The organism is Pseudoalteromonas sp. T1lg24 (genome assembly GCF_002964745.1).
Taxonomy (GTDB): domain Bacteria; phylum Pseudomonadota; class Gammaproteobacteria; order Enterobacterales; family Alteromonadaceae; genus Pseudoalteromonas; species Pseudoalteromonas spongiae.
The window spans coordinates 389,250-401,909 of sequence record NZ_PQCB01000034.1 but is presented as its reverse complement, the minus strand read 5'-3'; the positions used below and the strand labels follow the sequence as shown (position 1 = coordinate 401,909).

The window sequence follows — 12,660 nt, the reverse complement described above, 5'->3', positions numbered from 1 at the left end:
GCAGTTACTCTACCAATAAAAGATCAAAGATCCTAGCGATCTTTTTATAATTTTTTTTTATTTACATCGTTTCTTTATAGCTAGAATATAATGCTTAACTAATCTTGAGATATGGAATAGATATATGAAAAAGATAGCAGTGATTTTAAGTGGCTGTGGTGTATTTGATGGCGCTGAAATTCATGAGGCAGTATTAACGCTGTTAAATATTGAACTGCAGGGTGCAAGTTACCAATGTTTCGCACCCAATATAGATCAACACCATGTAATTAATCATATCACTGGCGAAGAAATGCCTGAGAAACGCAACGTACTAGTCGAATCTGCGCGTATTGCACGAGGTGAGATCAAGGATCTTAAAGAGCTCAACATTTCAGAGTTTGATGCACTCGCTTTACCTGGTGGTTTTGGCGCTGCGAAAAATTTATGTGATTTCGCATTAAAAGGCGCTGAGTGCGAGATCAATGAAGACGTTGCCAACGCGTGTCGTGCATTTGCTGATGCGCAAAAACCGGCAGCCTATATTTGTATTGCACCGGCAATTATTCCACAAGTTTACGCCGCAGGCACACTTGCAACCATTGGCAATGACCTAGATACAGCAAATGTTGTTAACGCATTAGGCGCAGCACACCACAACTGTGCGGTAGACGATATTATTATCGACGAAAGTGCAAAAGTAATCAGCACACCAGCTTATATGTTAGCGACAAATATTCGCGAAGCGGCAAGCGGTATTGAAAAAGCCATCGCACAATTAGTAAAAATGAGCTAACCCTGTAACAAAAGAAAAAGTTGCGCTAGCGCAACTTTTTCATATTTTACGACTAAATAGCCATAACTAACCATTTTATAAATTCGCAGCAAACGTTATAATTGTGCTAATTTCCGTCTATTGTGATTGATCACCTCAATTTGTGAGCAAGTAAAAAATGAAAAAATTAACAGCAGCATTACTAATGATGAGTGCAACTGTCGCAGTTGCAGCACCTTTTGATAACTCGTTAACTGAAGAAGCAATTAAAAAACGTATCGCTCCAGTTGGCTCTGTTTATTTAGCAGGTGCAGAACCAGTTGTTGCTGAGCCAACAGGTCCACGTACTGGACAACAAGTGTATCAAGCAAGTTGTTTTGGTTGTCACGGTACAGGTGCTCTAGGCGCGCCAAAGACAAAAGCTGACTGGGATACTCGCATGGCGAAAGGCATGGATGTACTAATGCAGCATGCAATTAATGGTTTCAATGCAATGCCTCCTCGTGGTACATGTATGAACTGTTCTGATGATGAAATTAAAGATGCAATTGAGTTTATGGCAAAAGGTCACTAAACATAAAACGCATTTTAAAAAAAGCCGCTTAACTAAGCGGCTTTTTTATTGGTTAACATTTATATAACTAAGAAAACACAAGTTAGAATAAAAAAGAATATTCAATTTATTTGAAAACTCAAATTTATCAATGAGTTAAACATCATAGCAATTTCATCGACAAGATTGCTATTTAAAACGAAAAATGGAAAAATAAGGTTAAAAAATAGGCAGTGATTAACTGTGTGGTTCGGTTGGGTTCACACTGCTATAAATTCTACCTAATAATAAGAAATAGCAATGGAAGATGCTCATGCCGATAGCGGCTCACAGCAAAGAAAAATAAAGCGCTTAAAAAGTTTAGTAAAGAAATATCAAACCTCTTTGCAAACGCAAACTGCGTTATTACAACTATCCGAACAAGCAAGTAAAGTATCAGAACTTACCTTGCTCTACCCCGCTATTCAGCAAATTTTAGAAAGCAGCCTGCCATGTAGAAACTTTTATGTGGTGTTATTCAACCCTGATATTGGCGAACTCGAACTTACTTATTTTGTCGACGAGATCGATGGCATTCATTTACCAATTCAAGCCCAACAAACAGGAATGCTCGATAATTCGCTTACCGGACTTGTATTTAAGACCGGTAAAACCAAATTATTTAATAAAGAACAAATTGCCGATTGCGAAATTAAAGGTGTATGCCGTGTTATGGGCACGCCCTGTGAATACTGGTTAGGTGTGCCAATCCATCACGACGGTCGCGTGATCGGCGTTATGGCAACACAAAGCTATAATGTAAATCAGCCGTTTGATGACAGTCAGATAGCACTGTTCGAAACGGTTGCATTCTATTTTAGTACCGCAGTTGAACGCGTTAAAAAGCGCCAGTATATGGCGCAACAAGTTGCTGAGCGCACTGAACAGTTAAGCCGCGAAATTGCTCGAAACCAAGACACTATTCGCAAACAAAATATTTTGTACGCGATTTCTAAGCTAGCAACAAAAAGTCTTAACAACCAAGATTTTTTTGAGCGAGTTCACAATATTGTTAACGAAGAAGTATTCGCTAAAAACCTATTTATCGCGCTTTACGATCACAGCGAAAATATGATCAGCTGTCCTTACGCAGTGGATGAAATGTCTGTTGATTATCAACCTCGTACCTTCTCTAAAGGGTTAACTGAATTTGTTATTCGCTCAGGTAAAACGGAATTGTTTGACCAAAACCGTGTGCTAAATGAAGTGGCAAAAGGTCACGTTGAGCTGCCCGCTAAATTTAATAATTCTCCTTTACCGACTTCTTGGATTGGCGTGCCGCTTTATCACCGCCAACAAGTAATTGGTGTATTGGCTTGTCAGGCGTTTAATAACGAATACAGCTACAAACAATCTGATATTGAACTTATCTCATTTGTCTCTGAGCAAATTTCCAATGTAATCGTAAAACATTTGGCAGATAACCAATTAGAGCAAAGAGTGAAAGAAAAAACGGCTGAATTACAGCAAGCCAACATTCATTTGCAATTGCAAATTGAAGAGCGTAAGAAAATTGAACGTCAATTATTTCATGATGCCCACCATGATAATTTAACAGGCTTAGCAAACCGAAGTTTGTTTATTTCTCAATTAGATAAAACCCTGCAACGCCATAAGCGGGATAAATCACACGGCTTTGCTGTGATGTTTATTGACCTCGATAATTTTAAAGATATCAATGATACTCTCGGTCATCACGCTGGCGATAAATTTTTAAAATCGACCGCTAATGAGTTTTCTACCTGTATTCGTGAGCATGATTTACTGGCACGTTTTGGTGGTGATGAATTTGTTATTTTACTAACCCATTTACAGCACAAAGACGAAGCTGAGCTTATCGCTAAGCGCATTATCAAACTAATGAACAAGCCTTTTTGTATTAATGAATTATGCATTAAAAGTGGGGCAAGCATTGGTATTGCATACAGCAATAAAGCCTATACCAGCACAGACCAAATTATTCGCGATGCAGACAGTGCTATGTATCAAGCGAAGAAATCGGGTAAAGGTACCATTGAGCTCAGCGCTGAACACCTAGAGCCAAGAAGTAGCCTAATTTGCCCCACAGAAATAAACGCTGGGCAACTAAGTTTTGCCAAATCAAATGTGATTGATCTGCATAAAGATCACAGTGTCGCTACTTTTTACAATCCACAGCTAACACTGGAGTCAGGTGCAACAATAGCCCTTGCTCATTTATTACAAGAACAACATGCAGCAATTGATTACTGGATTACTTACTAAATCAAATTCTCCCTCATGTTGTGCAAAATGGTACGGTGTTTTTGCAACTGCACACCAGTATTTTGGCACGTGAATTTGATCGTTTTTACAAAGAACTAAGTAAGTCAGCAAATAATATTTGCTGGTTAATTAACGACAGTAACCTTGCTGAAATGTCGACGACCCAAGTTGATAATCTAGCAAAGCTCAAAAAATTAGGATTTAAGATAGGTGTTATTGACGTTGCTCGTCAGCAGATCGATCTTGCAAAGCTAACCTGTGTAGAATTTGATTTTATGCAGTTAGAGCTTAACTTTTGTCGAAAGTTAGTCACAGAGAAAATAGCACAGCAACAGCTTGCAGCCTTACTTGCACTAACAAAAGGCAGTAAGTGTAAAATTATCGCAACCGGACCTGCTATAGTGAATTTTCAGTCGGCGCTCAAAATACTTGGTATCAACTTATTCTTAAGCCCGCTAACGCAAGGCTCTGAGCAGCTATCGCAGTTCGATAAAAGCCAATCTCTGCTCAGTAAAACCAATAAAAAGTAAACGTTATTTCTTTAACATAGCGCGTAAATTAGCAACGCGCGCTTGGCCTTTTTCCATACGTTGTTGTTGGTTTTGCGGTTGTTTTCGCATTTCGTAAGCAAGATCATCTTGTGGCATTTCAGCAACAAAACGACTTAACTCTGGCGTTGCCGTTTCACCAAACATTCTGCGCTCTTTTGCATAGGTTAAAATCAGCTCTTGCTGCGCACGAGTAATGCCTACGTAAGCTAAACGCCTTTCTTCTTCAACGTTATCTTCATCAATACTGGTTTGGTGTGGTAACAACCCCTCTTCCATACCCACCATAAACACATAAGGATATTCCAAGCCTTTCGATGCGTGTAATGTCAGTAATTGCACCGCATCTGACTCGTCTTCTTCTTCATTGCGTTCTAGCATGTCGCGCAGAGTAAGCTTCATCACAACCTCAGGTAAGGTCAGCGGCGGGTTATCGCTACTGCCAACCAACATATCAGTGATCCAACGATACAGCTCCGACACGTTTTTCATACGCATTTCAGCAGCTTTAGCGCTAGTTGAGGTCTCATACAAATAATCTTCGTAATTAATCTCGCGTACCATGTCTTTTACAGCTTCAAGAGTATCTCCGCGAGTTGCGCGGTCTGAAAGTTCAACCACCCAACGGGCAAAACCCATTAACGCATTATAACCACGCCCAGCTAATCGCGATGATAGTTCAGGTTCAAAACACGCAGCAAACAAACTAATGTGCTTTTCATTCGCCAGCGATCCTAATTTCTCAAGTGTGATAGGGCCAATTTCACGGCGTGGCGTATTTACGATACGTAAAAAGGCATTATCGTCATCTTGATTCACCAATAACCTTAAATACGCCATAATGTCTTTAATTTCTGCCCGTGAGAAAAACGACATACCGCCGCTAATTTTGTACGGAATATGGCTTCCCATTAAGGCTTTTTCAAATACCCTTGCTTGGTGATTACCACGATACAAAATTGCGTAGTCTTTATAGCTGGTGCGCTTCATAAACTTATGCGAAATAATCTCAGCAACCACTCTCTCAGCTTCATGCTCTTCATCTTTTGTCGCAATAACTTTAATCTGTTCGCCGTATGCTAATTCACTAAATAACTTTTTATCAAACACATGCGGGTTATTTGCAATAAGAATATTGGCAGACTTAAGAATTCGGCCAGCACTACGATAATTTTGCTCAAGTTTAATTAAACGTAATCCGGGAAAGTCTTTACTCAACAGCACTAGGTTTTGTGGTTTTGCCCCGCGCCAAGAATAGATACTTTGGTCATCATCGCCTACCACGGTAAAGCGCGCTCGCTCGCCGACTAACAGTTTAACTAATTGGTATTGGCTGGTGTTAGTATCTTGGTATTCATCCACCAACAAATAGCGAAAGCGATTTTGCCAGCGTTCACGCACCTCTGGCTTAGCGCTTAGCAGCAAAGTTGGGATCATAATTAAATCATCAAAATCGAGCGCGTTATAGGCACGCAATTGATTTTGAAAACGCGCATAAAGCTGAGCAAATTGTACTTTTTGTTGCTCTCTCGCTTCTGCAATGGCCTGCTGTGGCAAAATCAGGTCATTTTTCCAATTCGAAATCTGCATTTTTAACAGATTAAGTAAGTCTTTATCGCCTTTTAATTCGGGTTCTGTTAAATCAGCCAAAAGTTTGTTGCTGTCTTGGTCGTCAAATAATGAAAACCCTGGTTTATATCCCAGTGCATCTAGCTCTTTTTTAACAATTTCCAAGCCAAGCGTATGAAACGTAGAAACCCATAACCCTTTCGCTTCTTGCTTACCCAGTGTTTGTGCCACACGCTCGCGCATTTCTTTTGCTGCTTTATTGGTAAAGGTTACCGCCGCAATATTGCGTGCCTTGTATTCGCACTTTTGCACTAAGTAGGCAATTTTATTTGTGATTACGCGGGTTTTACCTGAGCCAGCGCCTGCCAGCACTAGGCATGGACCACTGATATATTTAACCGCTTCATCTTGTTTAGGATTGAGTTTCATTAAAATCGCTTGCATTAATACAACAAAGAAAGGGATTTTAAAATGCAGCTATGTCAGGCGCAAGGATTGTCTTTGCCTGCACGCCCTGATGGGTTAAACTAAACACAGTTTTTATTACTAGAATTTGACTATGATTAACCCAGCTAAACTTGAAGAAATTGCCAAGCAAATTACTGAAAACATGCCACAAGGTGTTAAAAACTTAGCAGATACATTGGAAGGCAAAACGAAACAAGCTATTCAAAATAAATTAAGTGAAATGGATTTTGTTAGCCGTGAAGATTTTGAAGTACAAAGCCAAGTATTATTAAGAACACGTGAGAAATTGGCGATTTTAGAGCAACGTGTGAACGAGCTAGAAGCAAAGCTTGCCGATAAAGACGCAGAGTAAAAAAGAAGCTAAAGCGCTTCTTTTTCTTGTGCTTTTAATTTTGCTAACTCGCTGTTAAATGCGTCTAAAAACCAGCGATGCTCTACTAAAAAGTTATTTGAAAAGTAAACAGAGAAATCTCTGCTTGCTTCAGTAATACTTTCTATATTATCAAGGTTTTGCGAGCGCTTTGATAACGCATGAACAAACACACTCTCCGATAAAAACACCGCATCTAGTCGGTCAGCCAACAGCATTTCAACTAGCGTATCCACATCATTACTAAGCGTTGCTATAGGATAATTATTATCTTGCAGCCACACCTGCGTATTGGTGTTTAAAATAGTGCCTATTTTTGCTTGTTCGCGAAATCCACTGTGTTTCACATCGATTACATTAGATGTTTTATAAAACCAGCTCCAATTGTTAATGAGTACCGCATCGCTAATTTTTGCAATACGGTCGCGAAAACGGTTTTGCGTCGCTAAGAAAAAACCATCAACATTGCCACTTCGCATTTCACGCAGCGCCACACCATAATTTGCAACAAGTTCAAACTCGTAGTTTACTTCCAAGTTATTAAGTACTTGCGTTACTCGCACAATACCTTGCCCTGCAAGCTTTTTATTCTCATTTAAATAAATGTACGGTGGAAAGTGCGGCACTGCAAAACGCAGTGTTATTTTTTGCTCTGTCGTTTGTGGTACAACTTGCTCGGCATAGGCATTATTAGCTGTTAAGGCAAAATACGCACTAACGACTAAACACACCTTGAACGGCATTGTTATAAATTTTTGCCACATCGTTCGCCCCATTAATGCTGGTTTCTAAATCTCTAATATGGCCATCGGCCAACCCATATATCCAGCCATGGACTTCTAATGCTTGCCCTCTTTCCCACGCATCCATCACGATATTTGTTTGGCACACATTCTTCACTTGCTCAATGACGTTTATTTCACATAAGCGATCAAACTTTTGCTGCTCACTAACAGAGCTACTAAGTTCAGTCTCATATTTATCGCGCGCATCGACAACATGACGCAGCCAATTATCGATTAAACCAAGTCGAATGCCGTCAAGCGCTGCTTTTACGCCACCACAGCCGTAGTGCCCTACAACCATAATGTGCTTAACTTTTAACACCTCTACTGCATATTGTAGTACAGACAAGCAGTTATGGTCGGTATGTACTACCATATTTGCTACATTTCTATGAACAAATAATTCGCCCGGTAATAAACCCACTATCTCGTTAGCGGGTACACGGGAGTCGGCACAGCCGATCCATAAATATTCGGGGTTTTGTTGCATTGAAAGAATCTTAAAAAACTCAGGATCCCGATCCGTTGTTTCTTTTGCCCACGAGCGATTCTTAACAAAAAGATGCGCTAATTTATTCATCAGTATTTGCGTTCCTGATAGTTTTTTAGGCTTTTGCCTGAATTAGTATATTCCTTGGTGTGATTTGCTTTTCACAAAACTCACTGAGTGTAACTCGGTAGCCAAATTGCTCCAAATATAAAACACGGTCAAGCACTAACCAAAGCTCAATCAAACGCCTAAAGCCATGGCGCACTAACTCAATGCGCTGCGTAATCTGACGTCGTAATTTGCCTTGTGCTAAATAAGCTGCGTAATTTATTTGCTCTGGTAAAGTGATATATTTTTGCTTGGCAGCCCATGTACAAAAATCGCTAAATTCACCACTGAATAATGCCTTTTTGGCGGACGGCACCGGAAGATAGCTGTCTTTTTCAAGTACATCATCAAGTAAACAGTCAAATGCTAAGCGCCATACGGTTTCAGTTTCGCGTAAACGTGAAATGCGTTTACCTGAGGTGACTGTTTCTTGCAGCGCGAGTTTTAAATCACTGGCAGTAAAGGCAACCTGAGACTGCTTGGCAATCTCACTCATTGCTTCATACTGTTCAGATTGCTGAAATAAGTGATAACAACAGGGTGAAATACTCATTAATTTAGTGCCTTTGGCAACACCATGTTTAATCAGTGCTTGGTGTAACCCGCCACAGGCATGAAGTGCCACCGCATGTTGCTCTTTGTGTAAATAATCAGCGGCACGTTCGGATAAAACATCCAATTCAGCCAGTTTAATATCCAAGCCAAATTGCTGTGCTAACTGCTGCCCCTCAGCCACCAGCTGAGGCTGTATTTCAACACTTTGTACCGGCACTTTGTGGGCAAAATGATATAACCGCCCTAAATGTCCTTTACCTGCGCACCACTCCAGCAGCGGTAAATCTTGCTCAGCTGTTTGCATCACAAAGCTTTCTATTGCGCAATTTTGCTGCCTTTAATGCCATTGGTAAGCCAAAACGGAAATTCCGCTGCCTGCTTATTTGCGCTTGGCAGTTGCAACACGCTTTCAACATTGTCTAACTCAGGAATAAGATTTGCCAAGTAACGCTGTAACTCAACTTGATTGCTTTCAAGCTTTTCAACATCATCGTCAGATACCGCCAGCAGGATTTCTGTTAAATGCGGCCAAGGTATTTCGCGCGACGCAAAAGCAACACATTGCCAATAGGCTTGTGTTTTAGTTAATAGCGTATCGATTGCGGTAAAAAGTGCGGTGTGAGACATCTTCAACACAAGCTAAATTTGAATAGCGCTATGATAGCAAATCTTGCTGTGATGTTCAGAATAGAAAATGCCCCAATAGTTGGGGCATTTAGATAAGTTTTTGCGTTAGCTGTTTGCTACCTGCGCAAGCTTTTGTGCTTTACTCGACAAAAACTGCAAATAACACGGATTGTCAGTTTCTTCTTGATAAGCATAAGCTAAACGTTGTAAGTGCTCGCTAAAGGCTGCGTTATCTTGCTCAGGTACTTCAAATGCAGCCAATACATTTCCGGTTGCGGCACCATGATTGCGATAGTGGAATAAGCTGATATTCCAATTTGCGCCTAAGGTATCAAGAAAACGCTCAAGCGCTCCTGGATATTCGGGAAACTCAAAACGGAATAAGCGCTCTGATAACTGCTCACCCGGTTTACCGCCAACCATATAACGCACATGCAATTTAGCAAGCTCGTTATTGGTCATATCAACAAAAGCATATCCTTTATCAGTCAACTCTTGTTTTAAGCTCACCAGTTCCACTTCACCATTGCGCAAGCCAACACCAACAAAAATTTCAGCATCGCCTGGGCCTGTGTAACGGTAATTAAATTCCGTAATTGAACGACCATTTAGTGCCTTGCAGAAACTTTTAAAACTGCCTTTTTCTTCTTTAATAGTCACCGCTAAAAGCGCTTCGTTATGCTCACCCAGCGCAGTACGTTCTGCCACATAACGCAATCTATCAAAGTTAAGGTTTGCACCTGATAAAATTGCCGCTAGGTTTTTACCTTTTGAACCCGTTTGTGCTACCCATTTTTTAAGCCCTGCCAGTGATAAACCACCAGATGGCTCAGCGACAGCGCGGGTTGAGACAAAAATATCTTGCATCGCGGCGCAAATTTCATCACTCGAAACGGTAATGACTTCATCACAGTATTTTTGCGCTAAACGAAAAGTTTCTTTCCCAATGATCTTAACTGCAACACCATCGGCAAAACTGCCTACGCGCTCTAGTTCAACCGGTTCGCCTGCTTCCATTGCGGCCTTTAAACAGGCACTATCTTCAGCTTCAACACCGATTACTTTTATATCTGGGCGCAGTGATTTTAAGTAAATCGACATGCCTGCTAATAAGCCACCGCCGCCTACCGGAATAAACACCGCATCAAGTAATGGCAACTGCTGCATCAGTTCGCGTGCAATGGTACCTTGCCCGATGATCACATCTTTATCATCAAACGGTGGTACAAACACCGCGCCTTCTTTTTCAGCAATTTCAAGTGCATAGGCATTTGCAGCATCAAAGTGATGGCCATGTAAAATCACCTCACCACCCAGATTGCGCACCGCATTTACTTTGATTTCCGGTGTAGTTACTGGCATTACAATACGTGCTGTATGACCAAGGTGACTTGCACTAAGTGCTACACCCTGTGCATGATTACCTGCCGATGCAGTAACTACTTGCGAGCCTTTTGGTAACTGCTTTAACTTGTTATACGCACCGCGTAATTTAAACGAATATACCGGCTGCTGATCTTCACGCTTTAGCCAAATATGATTGCCAAGTTTTTGCTCAAGGCTGGTAACTGGGCTGACCTCAGTTACTTTTGCCAAGGGCTCCATGTTGGCTTGGATTATAGCGCGAAAATAATCGAGCTCTTGGGAGACCATTAACTGAGCTCCTCTAACTTTTTAAGGTCACGTACCGCGCCTTTATCCGCACTGGTTGCGAGTAATGCATAGGCTTTTAATGCTGGCGTTACACTGCGTACACGATCCACTGGTTTGTACGCATCTTTACCGCGGGCTAATTGCTTTTCATGACGCGCGGCAAGTTCTTCGTCAGTTAACACCATATCAATGCTGCGCTTAGTGATATCAATGACGATTTCATCACCGTTTTCAACCAGCGCGATTGCACCTTGGCTAGCGGCTTCTGGCGAAGCGTGACCAATTGATAAGCCCGATGTGCCACCTGAAAAACGACCATCCGTTAATAGCGCACAATCTTTATCTAACCCCATCGATTTTAGGTAGCTGGTCGGATACAACATTTCTTGCATACCTGGACCACCTTTTGGCCCTTCATAGCGGATGATAACCACATCCCCTTTTTCAATTTGACCACCTAAGATGCCGTCAACTGCATCATCTTGAGATTCGAAAACTTTTGCAGTCCCTTTAAAAACCAACATGCCATCAGCAACACCGGCTGTTTTAACAATACAACCGTCTGGCGCAAGGTTGCCGTAAAGCACCGCTAAGCCGCCATCTTGACTAAACGCATGTTCAACACTGCGAATACAACCATTTTCACGGTCTAGGTCAAGTTCAGGCCAACGCGTTTCTTGGCTCATTGCTTTAGTGGTGCGAATACCTGCAGGGCCCGCTTTATAAAATTTTTGCGCAGCGCTATTGTCAGAATTGGTTGCATCCCACTTTTCAATTAATTCGCCTAAGGTGCCACCAGCCACATGGCCTGCATTTAGTTCTAACTTGCCTGCTTTACCAAGCTCGTTAAGAATACCCATGATGCCACCAGCACGGTGTACATCTTCAATATGATATTCAGGTGTTGCTGGCGCTACTTTACATAAAAATGGGGTTTGACGTGACAGCTGATCAATATGGGTCATATCAAAATCAACGCCCGCTTCTTGTGCCGCACCGATGATGTGTAACACGGTATTTGATGAACCACCCATTGCAATATCGAGTGTCATGGCATTGATAAACGCACTGCGATCGGCAATATTGCGAGGGAGCACTGAATCATCTTCATCACGGTAGTAGCTACGACATAGATCGACAATACGACGACCTGCTTCGACATAAAGTTGTTTGCGATCTTTGTGTGTTGCTAATGTGGTACCATTACCAGGCAGCGCTAAACCAAGCGCTTCTAATAAACAGTTCATTGAGTTTGCAGTAAACATACCTGAGCAAGAACCACAGGTTGGGCAAGCACTACGCTCAACTTTATCTGAATCTTCATCACTTACCGATGGATCGGCACCTTTTACCATGGCATCAACTAAATCGAGCTTGATATCAATTTCTGCAAGGCGAGTTTTACCCGCTTCCATTGGACCACCTGATACAAAAATCACTGGAATATTTAAGCGAAGTGCAGCTAGCAACATTCCCGGCGTGATTTTGTCACAGTTTGAAATACACACCATGGCATCCGCACAGTGTGCATTAACCATGTATTCAACAGAATCGGCAATTAGGTCACGTGAAGGCAGTGAGTAAAGCATGCCGCCATGACCCATAGCGATACCATCATCAATCGCAATAGTATTAAATTCGCGCGGAACACCGCCTGCATCACGAATGGTTTCAGCCATCATTTCACTTAGTTGATTTAAGTGAACATGACCCGGTACAAACTGGGTATATGAGTTCACCACAGCAACAATGGGTTTACCAAAGTCTTTATCTGTCATCCCTGTTGCACGCCACAATGCGCGAGCACCAGCACGTTTACGACCTTCAGTTGTTGTTGCACTTCTTAATTTTGCCATGGTTTACCTCATTTTAGGGCTCTGCCCCATTCCTCATTCCC

12 protein-coding genes are annotated in these 12,660 nt (G+C 41.6%); 5 read left to right on the top strand and 7 right to left on the bottom strand.

Annotation, left to right across the window (positions count from 1 at the left end):
• Nucleotides 1–124: 124 nt before the first annotated feature.
• The 4 genes from elbB (at nt 125) to C2M30_RS21320 (ending at nt 4,120) form a co-directional block, all read left to right on the top strand.
• Nucleotides 125–775 (top strand): isoprenoid biosynthesis glyoxalase ElbB, encoded by a 651-nt coding sequence (elbB, locus tag C2M30_RS21335; RefSeq protein WP_105173234.1) that lies wholly within the window; start codon nt 125–127, stop codon nt 773–775.
• Nucleotides 776–932: 157 nt separating this feature from the next.
• Nucleotides 933–1,328, top strand: a complete 396-nt coding sequence (locus C2M30_RS21330; RefSeq protein WP_100914232.1) for a c-type cytochrome — start codon at nt 933–935, stop codon at nt 1,326–1,328.
• A 279-nt stretch (nt 1,329–1,607) separates the two neighbouring features.
• Nucleotides 1,608–3,590, top strand: coding sequence for a sensor domain-containing diguanylate cyclase (locus C2M30_RS21325; protein WP_105173233.1), 1,983 nt, complete (start codon nt 1,608–1,610; stop codon nt 3,588–3,590).
• Between the two features lie 41 nt (nt 3,591–3,631).
• Nucleotides 3,632–4,120 (top strand): EAL domain-containing protein, encoded by a 489-nt coding sequence (locus C2M30_RS21320; protein WP_158683617.1) that lies wholly within the window; start codon nt 3,632–3,634, stop codon nt 4,118–4,120.
• A gap of 3 nt (nt 4,121–4,123) precedes the next feature.
• On the opposite strand, the gene rep is transcribed toward C2M30_RS21320, so the two are convergent.
• Nucleotides 4,124–6,136 (bottom strand): DNA helicase Rep, encoded by a 2,013-nt coding sequence (rep, locus tag C2M30_RS21315; protein WP_010561640.1) that lies wholly within the window; start codon nt 6,134–6,136, stop codon nt 4,124–4,126.
• Between the two features lie 130 nt (nt 6,137–6,266).
• On the opposite strand from rep, the gene ubiK reads away from it, so the two are divergent.
• The gene (gene ubiK, locus C2M30_RS21310) at nt 6,267–6,527 is read left to right on the top strand and encodes a ubiquinone biosynthesis accessory factor UbiK (RefSeq protein WP_010561639.1); all 261 of its coding nucleotides are present in this window, start codon (nt 6,267–6,269) and stop codon (nt 6,525–6,527) included.
• Nucleotides 6,528–6,535: 8 nt separating this feature from the next.
• Here the strand turns inward: ubiK and C2M30_RS21305 are convergent, their stop codons facing one another.
• The 6 genes from C2M30_RS21305 to ilvD form a co-directional block, all read right to left on the bottom strand.
• Nucleotides 6,536–7,309, bottom strand: coding sequence for a substrate-binding periplasmic protein (locus tag C2M30_RS21305; protein WP_157813514.1), 774 nt, complete (start codon nt 7,307–7,309; stop codon nt 6,536–6,538).
• Complete coding sequence (can, locus tag C2M30_RS21300) at nt 7,260–7,910, bottom strand: carbonate dehydratase (RefSeq protein WP_010561637.1); 651 nt, start codon at nt 7,908–7,910, stop codon at nt 7,260–7,262. Before can ends, C2M30_RS21305 begins: the two co-directional genes overlap by 50 nt.
• A 25-nt stretch (nt 7,911–7,935) precedes the next feature.
• Nucleotides 7,936–8,787: a methyltransferase gene (locus tag C2M30_RS21295; RefSeq protein WP_234004816.1), complete on the bottom strand. Its 852-nt coding sequence runs from the start codon at nt 8,785–8,787 to the stop codon at nt 7,936–7,938.
• 11 nt (nt 8,788–8,798) lie between these two features.
• Complete coding sequence (locus tag C2M30_RS21910; RefSeq protein WP_234004813.1) at nt 8,799–9,110, bottom strand: hypothetical protein; 312 nt, start codon at nt 9,108–9,110, stop codon at nt 8,799–8,801.
• Between the two features lie 105 nt (nt 9,111–9,215).
• Nucleotides 9,216–10,763, bottom strand: coding sequence for a threonine ammonia-lyase, biosynthetic (gene ilvA / locus C2M30_RS21290; RefSeq protein WP_105173231.1), 1,548 nt, complete (start codon nt 10,761–10,763; stop codon nt 9,216–9,218).
• The gene (gene ilvD / locus C2M30_RS21285) at nt 10,763–12,619 is read right to left on the bottom strand and encodes a dihydroxy-acid dehydratase (protein WP_105173230.1); all 1,857 of its coding nucleotides are present in this window, start codon (nt 12,617–12,619) and stop codon (nt 10,763–10,765) included. The genes ilvA and ilvD overlap by 1 nt, the downstream gene beginning before the upstream one ends.
• Nucleotides 12,620–12,660 lie beyond the last annotated feature (41 nt).